Source organism: Flavobacterium sp. UGB4466 (genome assembly GCF_903469665.1).
GTDB lineage: Bacteria > Bacteroidota > Bacteroidia > Flavobacteriales > Flavobacteriaceae > Flavobacterium > Flavobacterium lipolyticum.
Window position 1 is genome coordinate 1 of the sequence record NZ_CAGKLC010000004.1, and the last position, 20,422, is coordinate 20,422.

Sequence of the window (20,422 nt, forward strand, 5' to 3'; positions counted from 1 at the left end):
GTTCTATAGGGTATATAAAGTTTAAAAGCAGTGTTATTTTTAATTAACAAAAAGTTAACAATACATTTGTATATACAAATATAAAAAGTTATACATTTGTATATACAAATTATACACTTACGACTATGACAATTGAAGAGGTTATAAAAAGTACAGTTAAGATGGATAATGCGAGAAAAGTTATTCTGAATATCATGTACACGCAAAATGTGATTCAGGATCATTTCAACGAATTGATAAAACCGTATGATCTGTCCGGAGAGCAATACAATGTACTGCGTATATTAAGAGGACAAAAAGGAAACCCTGCTAATATGTGTGTGATACAGGAGCGAATGCTGGCCAAAACGAGCAACACGACCCGATTAGTAGACAAATTATTATTGAAAGATTTCGTTACCAGAAATGTTTGTCCCGGTAATCGACGTAAAATTGAAGTTCTAATCACCCAAAAGGGATTGGATGTATTGAAAGAATTAGATCCGAAAGTAGACGAGCACGAGCGTTTGTTTGCCAAGAACATAAGTCCGGAAGAATTAGAATTATTAAACCAATTATTAGAAAAATACAGAACCCAACAAAATTAAAATTATGAGTACATTATTAGACAATCTAAACTGGAGATATGCAACAAAGAAATTTGATGCCACCAAAAAAATATCTTCACAAGATTTAAACACTTTAAAAGAAGCTGTTAGATTAAGTGCTTCTTCATACGGATTACAACCCTACAAAGTTATTATTGTTGAAAATCCGGAAATCAGAGAAAAATTAAAAGCTGCTGCTTACGGACAGACGCAAATTACAGATGCTTCTCAAATATTTATTTTCGCCAACGACTTAAATCTTGGAGCAGATTCTGTAGATGCTTACATCAACACCATCAGTGAAACAAGAGGTGTTCCTGCTGACGCTTTAGGCGGATTCAGTGACATGATGAAAGGTACTATTTCAAATCTTTCAGTTGAAGCAAAAAATATTTGGACAGCAAAACAAACTTATATCGCTTTAGGTACTTTATTGAGTGCTGCTTCTGAATTAAAAATCGATGCGACTCCAATGGAAGGATTTAATGCTGCTGCATTTAATGAAATCTTAGGTTTTGACAAATTAGGATTAAACACTTCTGTTATCGCAACTGTAGGATACAGACATGATGAGGACGAAACTCAGCACTACAAAAAAGTTAGAAAATCAAACGAGGATTTATTTATCACTATATAATTATTATTAATCAAAATCAATTTTAACAAAATGAAAAATTTAAAGACAATTGCAATAGCATTATTCGTAGCAGTAGCTGGACTTTCAGTAAACGCACAAACTAAAAAAATCGATGTAAAAGCAAGTACTATCAAATGGGTAGGTAAAAAAGTAACCGGAGAGCACTCAGGAACTGTAAACTTCAAAGAAGGTGCAGTAGTTTTCAAAGGAAAAAAATTAACAGGTGGTAGCTTCACTGTTGATATGACTTCATTAACAGCAACTGATATCACCGGAGAATACCAAGGAAAATTAAACGGTCACTTAAAAGCTGACGATTTCTTTGGAACTGACAAATTCCCAACTGCAAAATTAGTTTTCAAAACTATCGGAGCAAAATCAACTGATGTATACACTGTAACTGCTGATTTAACTATAAAAGGAATCACTAAACCTGTAACTTTTGATATCGCTGTAAAAGGAAATACTGCTACAACAGCTTTCAAAGTAGACAGAACTAAATACGATATCAAATACAACTCTGGTAATTTCTTCCAAAACTTAGGAGACAAAACTATCAATGACGAATTTGAATTGACTGTAGCTTTAAAATTCTAATAGCATAAAAATCAGCAATTCCTTATTTTATAAGAAAAACCCCAATAGTTTAACACTATTGGGGTTTATTTTTATATTTTTCCCAAAAAAATAACATTCTTAATACTCCCCTAACGCTTTCGTAATACCATACTGGACTTTGATTAACATTGGCCTTCTACTTTTGAACTTATTAAAAATCAAAAACTGGAAATCAAAATCATAGTTATGAAAGCAAAAATACATCTTATAGTTGTCACGGTTCTTAGTACTTTTTTTCTACAGGCACAACAACAGCCTAAAGGTATTATTGGTACCTCAAACTGGATGAACAACTGGACCAATTTTAAACCTGCCAATACCGAATATAGCGAAGCCACAAACATTATTGCAGGAACTATTAACAAAGACACCAAACTCCTTAAACGCAATACGTATCAGTTAGTTGGAGTTGTTTACGTCACCAACAATGCCGTATTATCTATCGAACCGGGAACTGTAATAAGAGGCGACGATAAAACATGTGGAACTTTGGTAATTACAAACGGATCCAAAATTGTAGCCGAAGGTTTAGAAACAGACCCTATTGTTTTTACATCCAATAAAGAAACGACCCAAAGAAAACCGGGAGACTGGGGTGGAATTATCATTTTGGGAAAAGCACCAATCAATACACTTGGAGGAGTACATACTTTACCTTTTGATCTCGAACCAATGCTAAACCACTATGGCGGTCAGGATGCCGAAGACAACTCGGGAGTTTTAAAATATATTCGAATTGAATATTCCGGACGAAAACTAAGTGCTGCCAAAGAACTTAATGGACTTTCGCTTGCCGGAGTAGGAAAAAAAACAATTTTAAGCAACATTCAGATCAGTTACTCTAATGATGACTCTTTCGAATGTTACGGAGGAGATTTAAACCTGAATAATCTGGTTTCTTATCGAACTACCGATGATGATTTTGATTTTACTCAGGGTGCACAAATCAACATCAATAACAGTATTGCCATTCGTCATCCCTTTTCATCGGATATTTCAGGCTCAAGATGTTTCGAAGTTGATTCTTATGACAAAATCGGAAATACAGACATGAGCAAAAAATTAACTAAAATAAACGCCAGTAACATTACACTTATAAATCTGGAAGAAAATAATCAGGGACTTGTGAGAGAATCAGTCTATGTGAGAGAAAATACTTTTTTTAATTTTACGAACAGTATTGTTTCCGGATTTACACCTTTTGTTCTACTGGAAGGAAATATTGGAAACGGCGAAGTTAATTTGGGAAAAATTACCTTCAAAAACTTAATCGTCAATAACTGTAATGGTGGAATCACAAGCGAAGCCGGCGGAGCAAATACTGCAATTGAAAATTATTACAACAATCCCATTTTTGACATTAACTTTACTAAAATCAAAAACAGCGAATTGTTTACAACACCAAATATCAAAGGAAGTCCGGACTTTAGGATGAACGTAAACAATACCATAGCCATTGGCAACTAAGACCTTAAAACAACCTTACAAGAACAAAATTTAACAAATTTTAAAATTTAAAGAAGTTTTTTTTTACTTTTTATACCTTGTAATTCAAATTACATTTATATATTTGTGAAATCAATATAAGATATGAAAACAATAATGAACAATACTTGGTGGTGGAAGAATTTACGTGAAACGTCGTGAACAAAGCTTCCTATGGTATTATAAAACTATAAATATAAAAGGCTTGTCATCACGACAAGCCTTTTTTTTTGGTCTGAACTCTGATAAGAAAATCTATTAAAAATAAAAAAACGAAAAACTTTGAAACCATTTACACTCAACACACACTACAAACAAATTCTGGCAGACACCATTACACCGGTAAGTGTTTATTTTAAAATCAGAGACAAATTCCCAAATAGCTTACTATTGGAAAGTAGTGATTATCATGGAAATGATAATAGTTTCTCTTACATCTGCTGCAACCCTATTGCAACCATTAAAATTGAGAACGAAATCATTTCAAAAACTTTTCCTGACGGAACGAAAGAACGAATCACTATCGACAGTTCAACGAATATTCCGGAAATTATTCAGGAATTTTCGAGCCAATTCCAATCAGAGAAAAATGATTTTAAATTTATCAATAATGGTTTATTTGGATACATTTCTTACGATGCTGTTCGTTATTTTGAAAAAGTTTCGATTGCCAAAAAAGACAGAGCTACCTCAATTCCTGATGTATTTTATGCTGTTTATCAAAACATCATTGCCATCAATCACTTTAAAAACGAAGCGTACATTTTTTGTCATAGTGTTGATGGAAGAAATAATATTTCGGAGATCGAACAATTATTACAATCGAGAAATATAGCATCTTACAAATTCAGCAAGGAAGGCGAAGGTTTCTCTAATTTAACCGATGACGAATTCAAACACAATGTAGCTTTAGCCAAAAAACACTGCTTCCGTGGAGATGTTTTTCAACTGGTACTTTCACGTCGTTTTACCCAAGGTTTCAAAGGCGATGAATTCAACGTATATCGAGCTTTACGAAGTATAAATCCTTCTCCGTACTTATTCTTCTTCGATTATGGTGATTTCAAAATATTTGGGTCTTCACCTGAGGCACAAATAATTGTAAAAAACAGAAAAGCCGAAATTCATCCTATAGCCGGAACTTTCAAAAGAACCGGAAATGACGAACAGGACGCTGTTTTAGCCAAACAACTATCAGAAGATAAAAAGGAGAACAGTGAACACGTGATGCTTGTCGATTTGGCCAGAAATGATTTAAGCCGAAATGGACATGATGTAAATGTTGAAAAATACAGAGAAGTTCAGTTTTTCTCGCATGTAATTCATTTGGTTTCCAAAGTAACCGGTTATTTACATGAAAAAGCAACCACTATGCAGGTGGTAGCCGATACTTTCCCGGCAGGAACTTTAAGTGGAGCTCCAAAACACAGAGCCATGCAACTGATCGAAGATTATGAAAAAACAAATCGTAATTTCTACGGAGGAGCCATTGGGTTCATGGATTTTGAAGGTAATTTCAATCACGCTATTATGATTCGAACTTTCCTGAGTAAAAACCACCAATTACACTGCCAGGCTGGTGCCGGAATTGTTGCCAGTTCTGATGAAGAAAGTGAAATGCAGGAAGTTTACAACAAACTAAGAGCCTTGAATACAGCCTTAGAGATGGCAGAGAAAATATAAGTCATTTTGTTTCAGGTTTGTCTGCGTTACAACAACGTGAAACTTGAAACTTAAAACTTGAAACAAAAAGAACCTGAAACAAAAAGAACCTGAAGCTTGAAACAAAACTAAAAAAACAACCATAAAACCAACCTAAAAAAAACGATGAAGAACATTATTCCATTTTTGATTGCCATTGTATTATTTACTTCCTGTGAAGCTAAAAAAGAATCAAACACACTTCCTTTAAGCGGAACCTGGCGTCTGATATCAGCTGAAACCACCGAAAAAGATTCTACGTTCTCAACTTTCAATCCGAAAACAAAAATGATTAAAATTATAAATGATAGCCATTTTGCTTTTTTTAATCATGATTTAAATAGCGGTAAGGATTCAACGAATGCGGTTTTCTTTGGCGGAGGTGGAAAATATACTTTAAAAGACAGTATTTATACCGAAAATCTGGAATACTTCAATAACCGTCAATGGGAAAACAATAAGTTTGAGTTTGTTGTAAAAATTAAAAACGATACTCTGATTCAAAAGGGAATCGAAAAATTAGAAAAATTAGGAATCGATCGTATTATCACTGAAAAGTACGTTCGGGAGAAATAAACAGAAATCAGTTGCCAGTCACAGTATTCAGTCTCAGAAAACTTAGCACCTCAGAACCTTAGCAACTTAGAACCTTAAAAAAATGAAAAAAATATTAGTTATAGACAATTACGATAGTTTCACTTATAATTTAGTACACTATCTGGAAGATTTAAACTGTGAAGTTACGGTATACAGAAACGATGAGTTTGATATTGATGAAATTGCATCTTTTGAAAAAATACTACTTTCACCAGGTCCCGGCATACCGGATGAAGCAGGGTTATTAAAAGCGGTGATTCAGAAATATGCTCCAACAAAAAGTATTTTAGGCGTTTGTTTAGGACAACAGGCTATCGGAGAAGTTTTCGGAGGAACACTTTCAAACCTGGACAAGGTATATCATGGTGTTGCTACAAATGTAAAAACAGTAGTTTCAGACGAAATTTTGTTCGAAGGTTTGGGTAACGAATTCGAAGTTGGTCGCTACCATTCCTGGGTTGTTGATGCCAACTTGCCCGATGTTCTTGAAGCCACTTCAATTGATGAAAACGGACAAATCATGTCTTTAAGACACAAAACTTTTGATGTAAGAGGTGTACAATTTCATCCGGAAAGTGTTCTGACACCAAAAGGAAAAAGGATTTTAGAGAATTGGATTAAGAGTTAGACATTAGTCAAAAGTTTTAAAGTCGAAAGTCCCAAAGTCAAAAACTTCACCTTTCCTATTAAAACTTAAAACAGCAATCAATTCCAGAAAAAACATCAAATTTTGAAGACTTTATGACCTTCGACTTTAGACTTTAAGACTTAAAAAAAAATGAAAAACATACTAAATAAATTAATCAATCACGAAGTACTTTCGAAAGAGGAAGCCAAAGACGTGTTGATCAACATCTCAAGCGGGGCTTACAACCCAAGTCAAATTTCGGCATTTTTGACTGTATTTATGATGCGAAGCATTACCATTGATGAACTTTCCGGATTTCGAGAAGCTTTATTAGAATTGTGCATTCGTGTGGATTTATCGGCCTACAACGCTATTGATTTGTGCGGAACGGGTGGTGACGGAAAAGATACTTTCAACATTTCGACTTTAGCTTCATTCGTAGCTGCCGGAGCAGGAATAAAGGTAGCAAAACATGGAAATTATGGGGTCTCCTCTATTTCGGGATCAAGCAACGTGATGGAAAAAATGGGAATAAAATTCAGCAACGATCCGTCATTTTTAGAAAAATGCATTGATCAGACAGGAATTTGTGTTTTACACGCTCCTTTATTTCACCCTGCTATGAAAAATGTAGGGCCAATCCGAAAAGAACTAGCGGTAAAAACATTTTTTAACATGTTAGGTCCAATGGTAAATCCATCTTTCCCTAAAAATCAATTAGTTGGTGTTTTCAATTTAGAATTGGCGAGAATGTATGCTTATTTATATCAAAACACCGATGTTAATTTTACCATCCTGCATTCGCTTGACGGTTACGATGAAATCTCGTTAACCGGTCCGACAAAAATCATTACAAGCGATATGGAAGGCATGTTGAAACCCGAGGATTTCAACGTTCGCCTTTTATCGCAAAGAGAAATTGAGGGAGGAAGAACCATCGAAGAATCAGCCGATATGTTTGTGAGTATTATTTCCGGAAAAGGAAGTGAGGCTCAGAATAATGTGGTTTGTGCAAATGCCGCAATGGCCATTTCAACCGTAACCAAATGCTCTCCTCAGGAAGGTTTTAAGCAGGCCAAAGAAAGTTTGTTTTCCGGAAAAGGGCATCAAGTGCTTAAAAAATTACAAGAACTAAGTAAGTAAAAAATAGTTTCAAGTTTTTTTGTTTCAGGTTTCAAGTTATTGAAACCGGGAACTTGAAACCTGAAACCTGAAACCAATAAAACAATGAACATTTTAGATAAAATAATTGTAGATAAAAAACGAGAAGTCGTTCTGAAAAAATCAATCATTCCCGTTTCACAATTGGAAGCTTCTGTATTTTTTGGAAGAGGAACGATTTCTTTAAGTCAAAAACTGAAGACAAGTTCGACAGGAATAATTGCAGAGCACAAACGCCGTTCGCCGTCTAAATCTGTAATCAATCATAGCTTCACAGTAGAAGAAGTTGTTAAAGGATATGAGAATGCAGGCGCCTGTGGAATTTCAGTTTTAACTGATGGAAAATACTTTGGCGGTTCATTAGACGATTTACTTCTGGCAAGAGCAAGTGTAAATATTCCGCTTTTGCGAAAAGAATTTATCGTCGATGAATATCAGATTTTAGAAGCCAAAGCATACGGAGCCGATTTAATTTTACTGATTGCAGCCGTTTTAACCCGCGAAGAAATCAAATCCTTATCGGAATTTGCCAAACAATTAGGGTTAGAAGTTTTACTGGAAGTACACAATCAGGAAGAATTAGAGAAATCTATAATGCCGAGTTTAGATATGATTGGCGTGAACAACAGAAATCTGAAAACCTTTGAAGTAAGTCTGGATTTCAGCAAACAACTGGCCGCTCAAATCCCGAATGATTTTGTAAAAGTTTCAGAAAGCGGAATTTCATCTATTGAAGCCATTTCGGAATTAAGACCCTATGGTTACAGTGGTTTCCTAATCGGAGAAAACTTTATGAAAACAGATAATGCCGGTCAGGCAGCAACTGAATTTATTAGACAGCTGTAGGCTGTAGGCTGTAAGCTTTAAGCCGTAAGCTGAAAACCGAAAAACTTTCTTAACATTACTAATTTAGCCTAAAGCTTACTGCTTAAACTCTAACCAATCGATAAAAAATAATACGGCATGAAACAAAAGCTTATAGCTTAATGCCTATTGCTTAAAGCATAAAAATAAAAAAAAATGAAACTAAAAATATGCGGCATGAAATATCCCGACAATATACTCGAAACAGGAGCACTCCTGCCCGATTATATGGGATTTATTTTCTGGAAAAAATCCGCACGTTATTTTGACGGAACGATTCCGGAATTGATTCATACCATCAAGAAAACTGGTGTTTTTGTAGATGAAACGGTTGATAACGTATTATCAACAGCAGACAAGTATCATTTACAGGCCGTTCAGTTACATGGAAAGGAAACCGTAGAATTTTGCCAGGAACTGAGAGCTAAGATCGATGCCAAAATTGATGTGACTATTGAAATCATAAAAACATTCTCGATAGATGAACATTTTGATTTTGAAATTCTGGCACCTTTTGAAAAGGTTTGCGATTATTTTCTGTTTGATACAAAAGGAAAATTACCGGGCGGAAACGGAACCACTTTTGACTGGAAAATACTGGAAAATTATAAATCTGAGAAACCAATCTTTTTGAGCGGTGGCATCGGAATTGAAGAAATACCTGCGATAAAGAACCTCAAAGTGCCTATTTACGCTATCGACGTAAACAGTAAATTTGAGACAGAACCAGGATTAAAAAATATAAGTCTATTAAGAAAGTTTCAGAAAAATCTAAAACCTGCTACTTTAAACCCAAAACAACTATACAATGAATTATAATGTTAACGAAAAAGGATATTACGGAGAGTTTGGAGGCGCCTATATACCCGAAATGCTTTATCCGAATGTAGAAGAATTACGTCAGAATTATCTAAAAATAACAAGCGAACCAGATTTTAAAGCAGAATTTGACCAATTACTAAGAGATTATGTAGGTCGTCCTAGTCCGCTTTATTTTGCAAAACGTTTGTCGGAGAAGTACAATACTAAGATATATCTGAAAAGAGAAGATTTAAATCATACCGGGGCACATAAAGTCAATAATACTATTGGACAAATTCTGGTTGCCAAACGCTTGGGTAAAAAAAGAATTATCGCCGAAACTGGTGCCGGTCAGCATGGTGTGGCAACCGCTACAGTATGTGCTTTAATGGGAATGGAATGTATCGTGTATATGGGTGAAATTGACATCGCACGTCAGGCACCAAACGTGGCACGTATGAAAATGTTAGGCGCCGAAGTTCGTCCGGCACTTTCAGGCTCCAAAACATTAAAAGATGCTACCAATGAGGCGATTCGTGATTGGATTAACAATCCCGTAGATACACATTATATCATAGGTTCAGCAATTGGACCACACCCCTATCCCGATATGGTTACCCGTTTTCAAAGTGTTATTTCAGAAGAAATCAAATGGCAGTTAAAAGCAAAAGAAGGACGTGAAAATCCTGATTATGTAGTAGCTTGTATTGGTGGAGGAAGTAATGCGGCCGGAACTTATTATCACTTTCTACACGAACCTGAAGTGGGAATTATTGCCGTAGAAGCTGCCGGAAAAGGTGTAGACAGCGGTCATAGCGCCGCCACCAGTAAATTAGGGAAAATGGGAATTATTCACGGCTGTAAAACCCTTTTAATGCAAACTCCGGACGGACAAATCACCGAACCGTATTCTATTTCTGCCGGTCTTGATTATCCCGGAGTTGGTCCTATGCATGCCCATCTGGCGCAAACCGGTCGCGGGGAATTCTTTTCTGTAACTGATGATGATGCAATGAACGCAGGTTTACAGCTTACCAAACTGGAAGGAATTATTCCGGCAATTGAAAGTGCACATGCTTTTGCTGTTTTAGATCAGAAGAAATTCAAGCCAAGCGATATTGTAGTGATCAGTCTTTCCGGTCGTGGAGATAAGGATTTAGACAATTATATTGATTATTTTAAATTGTAATAAGATAGCAACTATGGAAAAGTTATTCTCTTACGGAACATTGCGATCAAAAGAAATTCAGATGCGCCTTTTTAACAAGGTGTTAATCGGAACCCGAGATCAGCTTCATGGTCACAAACTAAAAAGTCTGCAAATCGAAGAAGAATTTGGAATGGCAGATTATGTTGTAGTTGTACCAAGCGCATCCTCTACGGACCCTATACACGGTGTTGTTTTTGACGTCACAAATGCCGATTTAGCCAAAGTAGATCTATTCGAATCTAATGCGTATAAAAGAGTTCAGGTAACCTTGAATTCCGGAACAGTTGCCTGGATTTATATCGAAAACAAATAATTCTATACCATGATTCTGGCAGCAGCACAAACAAAACCACTCCGCGGGGATATTGATTCCAACTTATTAGAGCACTATCGTCTTGTTGAACTAGCCGTTCAGAATGGAGCAAAATTAATTGCATTTCCTGAAATGTCAATCACGGGTTACGAAAGAGAGTGCGCTCAAAAACTAGCGTTTCAAAAAGACGATTCGAGATTAGATCGTTTAAGAAAATTAGCCATAGAAAATAATATCGTCATCATTGCAGGAGCACCAATCCAAATTGAAACAAAATTATTTATCGGCGAATTTATTATTGCTCCGGACAATTCTGTTTCGATATACACCAAGCAATTTTTGCATGAAGGAGAAGACGATTTTTTTCAATCTTCGTTTGATTATAATCCGATGATTGAAATTGAAAATCAGAAAATTTCATTTGCTATTTGTGCTGATATTGACCATCCGCTGCATCCGCAAAATGCATGTAAGAGAGAAGCAAATATTTATATTGCCAGTATTTTCTTTTCGCCAAACGGGATTCCAAATGCTTACAGGCATTTACAAAGTTATGCCGAGAAACATCAATTGAATGTGCTGATGTCTAATTTCAGCGGAGAATCGTGGGGATCACCATCAGCCGGACAAAGTGCTTTCTGGAATAATAAAGGTGAGCTTATTGGGCAGATGAACGATACAGATTCGGGAATATTATTAGTCGAAAAACTAAATGAGGATTGGACAAGTAAGATTTTAAAAAAATAAAAATAATGCCACAGATTTCAAAGATTTTAACAGATTAAACTATTAAAAAAATGGTTGAAATCCTTTTAATCTGTGGCACAAAAAACATAATAAAATGAACAGAATAACTCAAAAATTACAAGAAGATAAAAAGATTCTTTCTATTTATTTCTCAGCGGGATATCCCAATTTGAATGATACCGTTCCCATCATTCAGGATTTAGAAAAAAATGGTGTTGATTTAATCGAAATTGGCTTGCCTTTTAGTGATCCTTTGGCTGATGGTCCAACCATTCAGGCGAGTTCAACACAGGCACTTCACAATGGAATGACTACCCAAATTCTTTTTGATCAGTTGAAAAACATCCGCGAAAGCGTAAAAATTCCGTTAATTATTATGGGGTACTTCAACCCGATGCTGCAATACGGAATCGAAGAATTTTGTAAAAAATGTGCCGAAATTGGTATCGACGGCTTAATTATTCCGGATTTACCTGTTGATGTTTACGCAGACGAATACAAAGCAATTTTCGAAAAATACGGTTTAATCAATGTTTTCCTGATTACCCCTCAAACGTCAGAAGAGCGTATACATTTTATCGACAGCGTTTCAAATGGATTCATTTATATGGTGAGTTCAGCCAGCGTAACGGGTTCTCAGGCCGGTTTCGGAAATACTCAGGAAAGTTATTTCGAAAGAATTGCCCAAATGAATCTTAAAAACCCACAAATTGTAGGTTTTGGAATTTCAAACAAAGAAACATTTGATCAGGCTACTAAATATGCCAAAGGGGCTATTATCGGAAGTGCGTTTATCAAACATTTAAGTGAAAACGGTTCTGGAAAAATTAGAGAATTTGTTGGAGAGATTAGATAATTAATTTTTCTACTAAATATATAATACTGTCTAGTTTGTCATTTCTCCTCCGTCGAAATCACACTCGTAATTCGACAAAGATTGACTATTATGCAGGAGGAATTTCTTATGCGATTTCTCCCTTCGGTCGAAATGACAAAAAACCATTAAAAGCTGAAAACAGGTCTGTTTTCAGCTTTTTTTGTGCAAAATTATCACGCTTAAAAAGTGTTAATATTTTGTTAAAATAAAATTAAACAACTGTTTAATTTAAACGCTTGTTTAATTTTGTACCCGATTAGAAACAATACCATGTTAAACTTAGAATTAAACGATAAAAAAATTCAAATTCTGGAAGTTGCTGAAAAGCTATTCTCAGAAAAAGGATTTGAAGGGACTTCGATACGGGATATCTCCAAACATGCAAAAATTAATATTGCAATGGTTTCGTATTACTTTGGCTCTAAAGAAAGACTACTGGAAGCCCTTATTATTTACAAAACTGCCGATTTAAAGCTTCAACTTGAAAATTTATTACAGGAAAATATTGAACCTCTCGATAAAGTCAATAAATTAATCGAAATTTACATTACGAGAATAAGCTGTAACAAAGGGATTTTCAGAGTTTTACACTTTGAACTTAACTCTAAAAAAAGAGAGAAAAGTATGATCGCCTTCACAGAACTTAAAAAAGGAAATTTAAAATCGGTTGAGAGTATTATTGCACAGGGGCAGTCTAAAGGAGTTTTTAGAAAAGATGTAATTATTCCACTCATTACTCCTACCATCATTGGAACCTTTTTTCACTTTCACATGAATAGGCCTTTTTTTGAGGAACTATTAAATTTAAAAACAGAAGAGATGTACAACGAGTACATCAAAACCAGTCTTACAAAGCACATTCAACAAACTATAAAAGCGCTACTTGTTTATGAAAATTAGTCAATTAATGCTCTTTGGGGTTTTCTTCATCGGAATTTCGTCAATAGAAGCACAAGAGAAAACAAGTTTAACCTTAGGCGAGGCCGTAAAAATGGCTTGGGAAAAAAGTAACGAAGTTACACTTGCCAACTCTAAGGTAAACACAAAAAAATACGAATTAAAAAGCGTAAAAGACAATCAATACCCGGATATTAAAATTTCCGGTCAATACCAACGTCTTACAAAGGCATCGATTACTATGCCAAATCAAAGTGAAAATGCATCTATCGCATCTCCGGACAGAGCAATGTTTGGAATGGCAACTTTGAGTCTTCCTTTATTTTCAGGATTCAAAATTCAGAATAGTATTGAAGCCTACGATAACTTGTACGAAGCGGAAAATGCTACTGCTGCCAAAACGAAAGAGGATGTTGCTTTAAAAGTAATTACCTATTACACTGCTTTGTACAAAGCTCAAAAAACATTGGATGTTTTAAATGAAAATCAAAAAAGTGCGAAACAACGTGTTACTGATTTTACAGAATTGGAGAAGAATGGAATTATTCCAAGAAATGATTTATTAAAGTCTCAATTACTGGTTTCAAAAACACAATTATCTATTGATGAAGCCACTAACAATCTTAACAATATCAACTTCTATCTAACGACTTTATTAAAGTTAGACCCTAACACAAAACTGCAGGTTAATGAAGCTGATTTTTTCAACTTAAAAACAAGCAATGCACCAACATCAGATGCAATAGCTCTTGAAAACAGAAAAGATTTAGAAGCAATTCGTTTGCAGCAAAAAGCTACTGAGTCAAATATCAAAGTAGCAAAGGCTGCCTATTATCCTACATTAGCCTTACTTGGCGGTTATACGGCACTGGACCTTAAAGACATCATAACGGTGAGATATGCTATGAACTTTGGATTAGGTTTAACTTATGACTTATCCGGAATTTACAAAAACAGTGCCCATGTACGAGTAGCGGAAAGCAAAGCTCTGGAAGTTAAAAATAGTGAGGCTGTAATGACGGACCGTATTAAAATTGAAGTTCAAAAATCAATTGAAGATTATGATTTGGCTATAAATCAAAGTGTGGTTTACGATGAAGCTCTTCAACAGGCAAGTGAAAATTACAGACTTGTAAAAGATAAGTTTGACAATGGTTTATCAGATACTAATGATTTGGTTGAAGCTGACGTTGAACAATTAAGCGCTAAAATAAATACCGCATTATCAAAAGCTACTATCATTCAAAAATATTACGAATTACTTTCGGTATCCGGACAATTATCACAATCATTCAATCTTTCTAAAATATAATCGACAGCTCTCATGGAAAAGAAAAAAACAAATACTAAATTCATCATTATACTAGCCGTTTTGGTTTTAGTGGGCGGAACTTACGGAATAACTAAGTACATGCATTCTTTAGCTCACGAAGAAACGGACGATGCTCAAATCGAGAAAAAAATGAATCCGATTATTCCAAGAGTATCGGGATATATTAGTAAAGTATACGTAAAAGATAATGATTTTGTAAAAAAAGGTGATACTTTGTTTACGATTGATAAAAGAGATTATCAGTTAAAAATAGATGAGGCTAATGCTGCTTTATTAGGCGCTGAAGGACAATACGAAGCTGCAAAAGCTGACATTGGAAGCGCTAGTGCAAGCATCTCTGTATCGGATGCGCAAATGAGATCTGCAACTGGTTCTATCGAAAGCGCAAAAATTAGATTAAGACAGATTACAAACGATTACAACCGTTACAATAATTTGTACAAAACACATACGATTACAAAACAACAATACGAACAGGCTCTATCTGCAAAAGAAGAAGCCGAAAACCAGGTACGTGTTTTGCAAGATCAACAACGAGCTAGTTCTTACCAAAAATCAGTAATTCAATCGAAATCAAAAGTTTCTGACAAACAAACTGAAGTAGCTTCCGCTAATATCAAAAAAGCGAAAACAATGTTAGACGTTGCTCATTTAAACCTTAGCTATACGGTTGTAACTGCTGCAATTGACGGACAGGTTTCTAAAGTAGACATTCAACCAGGACAATTAGTTCAACCGGGACAATCTTTATTCTACATCATCAACAACAATGAAGCTTGGGTTGTAGCTAACTTCAAAGAAACGCAATTAAACAAAATGGTTGCCGGACAAAAAGTAAGTCTAAAAGTGGATGCTTATCCAAACTATGAATTTAAAGGTACTGTAACCTCTTTTTCTCCTGCAACGGGATCTCGTTTTTCTTTATTACCTCCTGATAATGCAACCGGTAACTTCGTAAAAACAATTCAAAGACTACCCGTAAAAATTAGTTTAGACGAATCAAACGATCCTGAGAAAGTAAAATTACTAAGACCAGGGATGAATGTTGATGTAGATGTACATTTAAAATAACATAATGGCAGCAGTACAAGCAGACGATGATTTAGTAGAATACGGATTCAGACGTGTCATTATTACGATTACGGCGGTACTTTGTGCCCTGCTTGAAATCGTCGACACGACCATTGTAAACGTAGCACTAACAGACATGCGAGGTAGCCTTGGTGCTACTTTGACTGATGTGGCCTGGGTAATTACAGCATACGCCATTGCGAATGTGATTGTAATTCCGATGACGAGCTGGCTTTCACAACAATTTGGAAGACGTAATTATTTTGTGGCTTCTATCATAATATTTACGGTCTGTTCCTTTTTATGCGGAAACGCCTCCAATATTTGGGAACTGGTAGCCTTTAGATTTGTTCAGGGTATGGGTGGAGGTGCCTTACTGGTAACAGCACAAACCATTATCACCGAAAGTTATCCCGTAGCAAAACGTGGAATGGCTCAGGCTATTTACGGAATGGGGGTAATTGTTGGACCAACTTTAGGACCGCCATTAGGAGGTTATTTAGTAGACAACTACTCCTGGCCTTATATTTTTTACATTAATATTCCATTGGGGATCATTGCTACAATTTTAGCATTAACCTTCGTAAGAAGTCCTAAGTATGGAGAAAAATTAAAAGCCAATCAGGTTGACTGGTGGGGAATTATATTGCTTGCAGCCTTTATCGGGTCTCTACAATTCGTTCTGGAGCATGGGCAACAAGACGATTGGTTCAACGATTCAACTATCATAACTTTAAGTGTGGTTACGGTTTTAGGATTGGTCTTATTTATTTGGAGAGAGCTTACTTATAAACATCCAATCGTAAACTTAAGTGTTCTAAAGGATGGAAATCTTAGAATAGGAACTGTAATGTGTTTCATTCTTGGTTTCGGTCTGTACGGATCGACTTTAATTATACCAATCTACACGCAATCTATTTTAGGATGGACCGCAACCGATGCCGGATTATTATTGATTCCCGGGTCTATTACCACAGCAATCATGATGCCTTTTGTCGGGAACATGATTCAGAGAGGAGTTCCGCAGGGCTATATGGTTGGAGTAGGATTTTTGGTATTCTTTTTCTTTACCTTTATGATGCAGACCCGTATGACTCCTGATACCGGAGTTGAACATATGTATTGGCCTCTAATTTTAAGAGGAGTTGGTTTAGGATTACTTTTTGTACCTATTACGACACTCTCTCTATCTACCTTAAAAGGAAAACATATTGGTGAAGGAGCTGCTTTTACCGGAATGATGAGACAACTAGGAGGTTCGTTTGGTATTGCCATTATTACCACGTTTATTACTCGTTTAGGACAGGAACACCGAGTAAACTTACTAACCAAGTTAGATCCTGCAAAATACGAAGTACAACAGCGTATTGCAGGAATGCAAAGAGCTTTTATGTCTAAAGGATATAGCGCAGACGTTGCATTGAAAAAAGCCTACCAAGCCATTGAATATTCTGTAATGAAACAAAGTACCGTAATGGCTTATATGGATATTTTCATGTATTTGGGAATTATGTTCTTATGCTGTATTCCAATTATTCTTTTAATCAAAAAAGGAAAAAACAAGATTAATCCTGCTGATGCAATGCATTAATAATAATTGATTTATAATACGTAAAAACGCCGAGTTCATTCCTGTAACTCGGCGTTTATTTTTTTCAAACATTAATAATTTAACCGCAAAGCACGCAAGGATATTATTTCTAAGAAGCTTTAAATATGAAAAGTTCGCAAAGCTTTGTGTAAAAACTTTGCGAACTTTGCGTAAATCATTGTGTTCTTTGCGGTTAAAAACCTAAGTATCTCAGCATCTTAGCCCCTCAGAACCTTAAAAAAAACCTATCTCGTAAACACCAAATGATTTCCCTTTGAAAGATTACCATCAAACTGATACCCTTCATAATTAAATCCTTTTAAGTCTTCAATAGTTTCAGCATTAGTATCAATAATATAACGCACCATCATCCCTCTTGCCTTTTTGGCAAAAAAACTGATTATTTTGAGTTTTCCGTCTTTATAATCTTTAAAGTCCGGTGTGATCACAGGAACTTTTAAAGCTTTTACATCTACCGCTGAAAAGTACTCGTTACTTGCTAAATTCACGAACAGCTCTCCCTTAGACAACTCTTTATTTAATGCTTTTGTCACGGTTGGTTTCCAAAACTCGTGCAGATTTTTATACTCCCCCACTGGCAATTTTGTTCCCATTTCCAGACGGTAAGCCTGCATTAAATCTAATGGTCTCAAAACGCCGTAAAGTCCTGACAGAATTCGAAGTTTACTTTGAAGAACGTCGAGTTTCTCCACCGGAATAGTATAAGCATCTAACCCCGTATAAACGTCTCCATCAAAAGTATAGACTGCCGGACGGGCATTTTCAGGTGTGAATGGTGTTTTCCAATCCTGATTTCTTTTCCAGTTCAAATCTGATAATTTAGCTGAAATCGACATTAATTCAGATAACTCAGCAGGTTTTTTAGTCTTTAAGATTTTATGAACCTCACGTGCTTCTTTTAAAAAATAAGGTTCTGTATGTTGAGTAGTAGGTAATTCTTTTTCGAAATTCAGTGACTTTGCAGGCGATATAACAATTTTCATGTGTACATTTTTATATACTCCAAAAATACAAATTGAATTTTTAAAAATAACAGATCTGAATTGATTTGTTCGATCGCATTATAAAGGTTTTTTTTCGCCACGAATTCACGAATTAACTTTTTAAATTAAATAAAATCCGTGAGTTGTTTCGCACGTTCACATTACTAAATATTTATTTTGCCACAAATTTTCGCTAATTTCTGTTTCTATACCTAATCTAATTCGCAGAAATTCGTGTAATTCGTGGCAAACTTTTTTCTATTAATAAAATCCTAGCACTCAAACTGTGAATTTATTCAAAAAAGTGAGCCTTAGATTATAATAGGCATTTTCTATGTCGTAAATTTGCAACCATAAAATTCCAAAAACATTTTCAATGCAAAATTGAAAGTTGTATTCAAAAAAATAGCCACGAATTCACGAATTAAAATTTTTTAAATTAATTCGTGAATTCGTGGCAGAAAAAAATTTAGAACATGACAAAGATTTTGTACCAGCTGGAAAGTTATCAAATAATGGGAATTTTATTTGATGTTCATAGAAATTTAGGTGGAGGCTTTTCTGAAATCGTATATAAAGATGCTTTAGAATATGAATTTAAGAAAGAGAATATTCCATTTGAAAGAGAAAAAGAATATTTGGTAAACTATAAAGACATAATATTGAATCACAGATTTTACGCTGATTTTATTTTGTTCGATAAAATTGTACTTGAAGTAAAATCGAGTGAATTTTTACATCCAAAATACATTTCGCAATGTCTTAATTATCTCAAAGTTTCTAAAACGCATTTAGCAATTTTAGCGAACTTCAATTCTGTCTCACTTGAATACAAACGTATTATTTAATAAAATTCGTGAATTCGTGGCTATACAAACAAATTATAAAACTGCATTACAACATAAAATCTTCGATATCATTTCGAAGGCATCCCGGGAACTTAATGTTGACAGTTATGTCATCGGAGGTTTTGTTCGGGATTTACTTTTAAACAGAGGTTCTAAAAAAGATATTGATGTTGTTGCTGTGGGCAGCGGTATTGAATTGGCATTAAAAGTTTCTGAATTATTGCCCAACAAACCAAAGGTACAGATTTTTAAAACTTACGGAACCGCCATGCTTCGTTTTGAAGATACTGATATTGAATTTGTCGGAGCAAGAAAAGAATCTTACAGTTCTGACAGCCGAAATCCGGTAGTGGAGAACGGAACCCTGGAAGACGATCAAAACCGTCGCGACTTCACCATTAATGCTTTGGCTTTATCATTAAACGAAAAAAACTTCGGAGATCTTTCTGATCCTTTTAATGGTTTGTCTGATTTAGAGAACAAAGTCATCAAGACCCCTTTGGATCCGGACATCACTTATTCTGATGATCCGTTGCGCATGCTTCGTGCGATTCGTTTTGCCACACAGTTGAATTTCGAAATAGAAGAAAATTCATTGAATGCCATCACAAAAAATGCTGACCGCATTAAAATTATATCAGGTGAAAGAATTGTTGACGAATTAAACAAAATTCTCTCCACTCCTAAACCTTCAACCGGCTTTTTACTATTGTACCAAACAGGACTTTTAGATTTAATTTTACCTGAATTAACAGCATTAAATCAGGTCGAAGAAATTGAAGGCCATACCCATAAAAACAACTTTTACCACACACTGGAAGTGGTCGACAATATTTGCCCGAATACAGATGATGTCTGGTTACGCTGGGCAGCTTTATTGCACGATATTGGAAAAGCACCGACAAAACGTTTCAATAAAAAACAAGGCTGGACTTTTCACGGGCATGAGTTTTTAGGTGGTAAAATGACTAAAAAGATTTTCGAACGTCTGCACATGCCGTTGAATCACAAAATGAAATTTGTACAAAAAATGGTTATCATGAGTTCACGCCCTATTGTTTTGGCTGACGACATCGTAACCGATAGTGCAGTGCGTCGTTTGGTTTTTGATGCCGGTGAGGATGTCGAAAATCTAATGACTTTGTGTGAGGCAGATATCACCACCAAAAATCCGTCAAAGTTTAAAAAATACCATAAAAACTTCGAGCTCGTCCGCAAGAAAATCGTTGAAGTCGAAGAACGCGATCATGTTCGTAATTTTCAACCGCCCATTTCGGGTGAAGAAATTATGAAAATCTTTGATCTGAAGCCTTCAAGAGAAATCGGAATTTTGAAAGAAGCTGTAAAAGAAGCAATTCTTGAAGGTGACATTCCAAATGAGTATCAGGCTGCTTATGATTTTGTGATTAAAAGAGCTGAAAAATTAGGCATAAAAAAAGTATAAAGAATTAA

21 protein-coding genes are annotated in these 20,422 nt (G+C 35.3%); 20 read left to right on the forward strand and 1 reads right to left on the reverse strand.

Features of this window, described 5'->3' with window-relative positions:
• Window positions 1-125: 125 nt before the first annotated feature.
• The 18 genes from JO950_RS01815 to JO950_RS01900 all read left to right on the forward strand — a co-directional run bounded on the left by JO950_RS01815 (window position 126) and on the right by JO950_RS01900 (window position 17,118).
• Window positions 126-587 (forward strand): MarR family winged helix-turn-helix transcriptional regulator, encoded by a 462-nt coding sequence (locus JO950_RS01815; RefSeq protein WP_017495265.1) that lies wholly within the window; start codon window positions 126-128, stop codon window positions 585-587.
• Window positions 588-591: 4 nt separating this feature from the next.
• A complete protein-coding gene (locus tag JO950_RS01820; RefSeq protein ID WP_202700798.1) occupies window positions 592-1,224 on the forward strand; it encodes an NAD(P)H-dependent oxidoreductase in 633 nt (210 codons plus the stop codon).
• 30 nt (window positions 1,225-1,254) lie between these two features.
• Window positions 1,255-1,821 (forward strand): YceI family protein, encoded by a 567-nt coding sequence (locus JO950_RS01825; RefSeq protein WP_202700799.1) that lies wholly within the window; start codon window positions 1,255-1,257, stop codon window positions 1,819-1,821.
• Window positions 1,822-2,028: 207 nt separating this feature from the next.
• Window positions 2,029-3,309 (forward strand): hypothetical protein, encoded by a 1,281-nt coding sequence (locus JO950_RS01830; RefSeq protein WP_202700800.1) that lies wholly within the window; start codon window positions 2,029-2,031, stop codon window positions 3,307-3,309.
• Window positions 3,310-3,609: 300 nt separating this feature from the next.
• Window positions 3,610-5,010 carry an anthranilate synthase component I family protein gene (locus JO950_RS01835; protein ID WP_202700801.1) on the forward strand — a complete coding sequence of 467 codons (1,401 nt, stop codon included), beginning with the start codon at window positions 3,610-3,612 and terminating at the stop codon, window positions 5,008-5,010.
• Window positions 5,011-5,154: 144 nt separating this feature from the next.
• Window positions 5,155-5,604: a hypothetical protein gene (locus JO950_RS01840; RefSeq protein ID WP_202700802.1), complete on the forward strand. Its 450-nt coding sequence runs from the start codon at window positions 5,155-5,157 to the stop codon at window positions 5,602-5,604.
• A gap of 82 nt (window positions 5,605-5,686) precedes the next feature.
• The gene (locus tag JO950_RS01845; protein WP_202700803.1) at window positions 5,687-6,253 is read left to right on the forward strand and encodes an aminodeoxychorismate/anthranilate synthase component II; all 567 of its coding nucleotides are present in this window, start codon (window positions 5,687-5,689) and stop codon (window positions 6,251-6,253) included.
• Between the two features lie 150 nt (window positions 6,254-6,403).
• The gene (trpD, locus tag JO950_RS01850; protein ID WP_202700804.1) at window positions 6,404-7,396 is read left to right on the forward strand and encodes an anthranilate phosphoribosyltransferase; all 993 of its coding nucleotides are present in this window, start codon (window positions 6,404-6,406) and stop codon (window positions 7,394-7,396) included.
• A gap of 84 nt (window positions 7,397-7,480) precedes the next feature.
• Window positions 7,481-8,260: an indole-3-glycerol phosphate synthase TrpC gene (gene trpC, locus JO950_RS01855; protein WP_202700805.1), complete on the forward strand. Its 780-nt coding sequence runs from the start codon at window positions 7,481-7,483 to the stop codon at window positions 8,258-8,260.
• 174 nt (window positions 8,261-8,434) lie between these two features.
• Window positions 8,435-9,097 (forward strand): phosphoribosylanthranilate isomerase, encoded by a 663-nt coding sequence (locus JO950_RS01860; RefSeq protein ID WP_202700806.1) that lies wholly within the window; start codon window positions 8,435-8,437, stop codon window positions 9,095-9,097.
• Window positions 9,087-10,268, forward strand: coding sequence for a tryptophan synthase subunit beta (gene trpB / locus JO950_RS01865; protein WP_202700807.1), 1,182 nt, complete (start codon window positions 9,087-9,089; stop codon window positions 10,266-10,268). The genes JO950_RS01860 and trpB overlap by 11 nt, the downstream gene beginning before the upstream one ends.
• 13 nt (window positions 10,269-10,281) lie before the next feature.
• A complete protein-coding gene (locus JO950_RS01870) occupies window positions 10,282-10,602 on the forward strand; it encodes a gamma-glutamylcyclotransferase family protein (protein ID WP_202700808.1) in 321 nt (106 codons plus the stop codon).
• A 9-nt stretch (window positions 10,603-10,611) separates the two neighbouring features.
• A complete protein-coding gene (locus JO950_RS01875; RefSeq protein ID WP_202700809.1) occupies window positions 10,612-11,349 on the forward strand; it encodes a carbon-nitrogen hydrolase family protein in 738 nt (245 codons plus the stop codon).
• 94 nt (window positions 11,350-11,443) lie between these two features.
• Complete coding sequence (gene trpA / locus JO950_RS01880) at window positions 11,444-12,205, forward strand: tryptophan synthase subunit alpha (protein ID WP_202700810.1); 762 nt, start codon at window positions 11,444-11,446, stop codon at window positions 12,203-12,205.
• A 291-nt stretch (window positions 12,206-12,496) separates the two neighbouring features.
• The gene (locus JO950_RS01885; RefSeq protein ID WP_202700811.1) at window positions 12,497-13,126 is read left to right on the forward strand and encodes a TetR/AcrR family transcriptional regulator; all 630 of its coding nucleotides are present in this window, start codon (window positions 12,497-12,499) and stop codon (window positions 13,124-13,126) included.
• Window positions 13,116-14,435 (forward strand): TolC family protein, encoded by a 1,320-nt coding sequence (locus tag JO950_RS01890; protein WP_202700812.1) that lies wholly within the window; start codon window positions 13,116-13,118, stop codon window positions 14,433-14,435. Before JO950_RS01885 ends, JO950_RS01890 begins: the two co-directional genes overlap by 11 nt.
• Before the next feature lie 12 nt (window positions 14,436-14,447).
• Window positions 14,448-15,527 (forward strand): HlyD family secretion protein, encoded by a 1,080-nt coding sequence (locus JO950_RS01895; protein WP_202700813.1) that lies wholly within the window; start codon window positions 14,448-14,450, stop codon window positions 15,525-15,527.
• Window positions 15,528-15,531: 4 nt separating this feature from the next.
• Window positions 15,532-17,118 carry an MDR family MFS transporter gene (locus tag JO950_RS01900; RefSeq protein ID WP_202700814.1) on the forward strand — a complete coding sequence of 529 codons (1,587 nt, stop codon included), beginning with the start codon at window positions 15,532-15,534 and terminating at the stop codon, window positions 17,116-17,118.
• Window positions 17,119-17,363: 245 nt separating this feature from the next.
• Here JO950_RS01900 and yaaA read toward each other — a convergent pair whose 3' ends face one another.
• Complete coding sequence (gene yaaA, locus JO950_RS01905; protein WP_202700815.1) at window positions 17,364-18,122, reverse strand: peroxide stress protein YaaA; 759 nt, start codon at window positions 18,120-18,122, stop codon at window positions 17,364-17,366.
• A 476-nt stretch (window positions 18,123-18,598) separates the two neighbouring features.
• On the opposite strand from yaaA, the gene JO950_RS01910 reads away from it, so the two are divergent.
• Window positions 18,599-18,970 carry a GxxExxY protein gene (locus JO950_RS01910; RefSeq protein ID WP_202700816.1) on the forward strand — a complete coding sequence of 124 codons (372 nt, stop codon included), beginning with the start codon at window positions 18,599-18,601 and terminating at the stop codon, window positions 18,968-18,970.
• 16 nt (window positions 18,971-18,986) lie between these two features.
• A complete protein-coding gene (locus JO950_RS01915) occupies window positions 18,987-20,414 on the forward strand; it encodes a CCA tRNA nucleotidyltransferase (RefSeq protein ID WP_202700817.1) in 1,428 nt (475 codons plus the stop codon).
• Window positions 20,415-20,422: the final 8 nt, after the last annotated feature.

Coding starts and splice junctions, on each gene's coding strand:
- JO950_RS01815 (WP_017495265.1), top strand. CDS start 126: ATGACAATTGAAGAGGTTATAAAAAGTACAGTTAAGATGGATAATGCG.
- JO950_RS01820 (WP_202700798.1), top strand. CDS start 592: ATGAGTACATTATTAGACAATCTAAACTGGAGATATGCAACAAAGAAA.
- JO950_RS01825 (WP_202700799.1), top strand. CDS start 1,255: ATGAAAAATTTAAAGACAATTGCAATAGCATTATTCGTAGCAGTAGCT.
- JO950_RS01830 (WP_202700800.1), top strand. CDS start 2,029: ATGAAAGCAAAAATACATCTTATAGTTGTCACGGTTCTTAGTACTTTT.
- JO950_RS01840 (WP_202700802.1), top strand. CDS start 5,155: ATGAAGAACATTATTCCATTTTTGATTGCCATTGTATTATTTACTTCC.
- JO950_RS01845 (WP_202700803.1), top strand. CDS start 5,687: ATGAAAAAAATATTAGTTATAGACAATTACGATAGTTTCACTTATAAT.
- trpD (WP_202700804.1), top strand. CDS start 6,404: ATGAAAAACATACTAAATAAATTAATCAATCACGAAGTACTTTCGAAA.
- trpC (WP_202700805.1), top strand. CDS start 7,481: ATGAACATTTTAGATAAAATAATTGTAGATAAAAAACGAGAAGTCGTT.
- JO950_RS01860 (WP_202700806.1), top strand. CDS start 8,435: ATGAAACTAAAAATATGCGGCATGAAATATCCCGACAATATACTCGAA.
- trpB (WP_202700807.1), top strand. CDS start 9,087: ATGAATTATAATGTTAACGAAAAAGGATATTACGGAGAGTTTGGAGGC.
- JO950_RS01870 (WP_202700808.1), top strand. CDS start 10,282: ATGGAAAAGTTATTCTCTTACGGAACATTGCGATCAAAAGAAATTCAG.
- JO950_RS01875 (WP_202700809.1), top strand. CDS start 10,612: ATGATTCTGGCAGCAGCACAAACAAAACCACTCCGCGGGGATATTGAT.
- trpA (WP_202700810.1), top strand. CDS start 11,444: ATGAACAGAATAACTCAAAAATTACAAGAAGATAAAAAGATTCTTTCT.
- JO950_RS01885 (WP_202700811.1), top strand. CDS start 12,497: ATGTTAAACTTAGAATTAAACGATAAAAAAATTCAAATTCTGGAAGTT.
- JO950_RS01890 (WP_202700812.1), top strand. CDS start 13,116: ATGAAAATTAGTCAATTAATGCTCTTTGGGGTTTTCTTCATCGGAATT.
- JO950_RS01895 (WP_202700813.1), top strand. CDS start 14,448: ATGGAAAAGAAAAAAACAAATACTAAATTCATCATTATACTAGCCGTT.
- JO950_RS01900 (WP_202700814.1), top strand. CDS start 15,532: ATGGCAGCAGTACAAGCAGACGATGATTTAGTAGAATACGGATTCAGA.
- yaaA (WP_202700815.1), bottom strand. CDS start 18,122: ATGAAAATTGTTATATCGCCTGCAAAGTCACTGAATTTCGAAAAAGAA.
- JO950_RS01910 (WP_202700816.1), top strand. CDS start 18,599: ATGACAAAGATTTTGTACCAGCTGGAAAGTTATCAAATAATGGGAATT.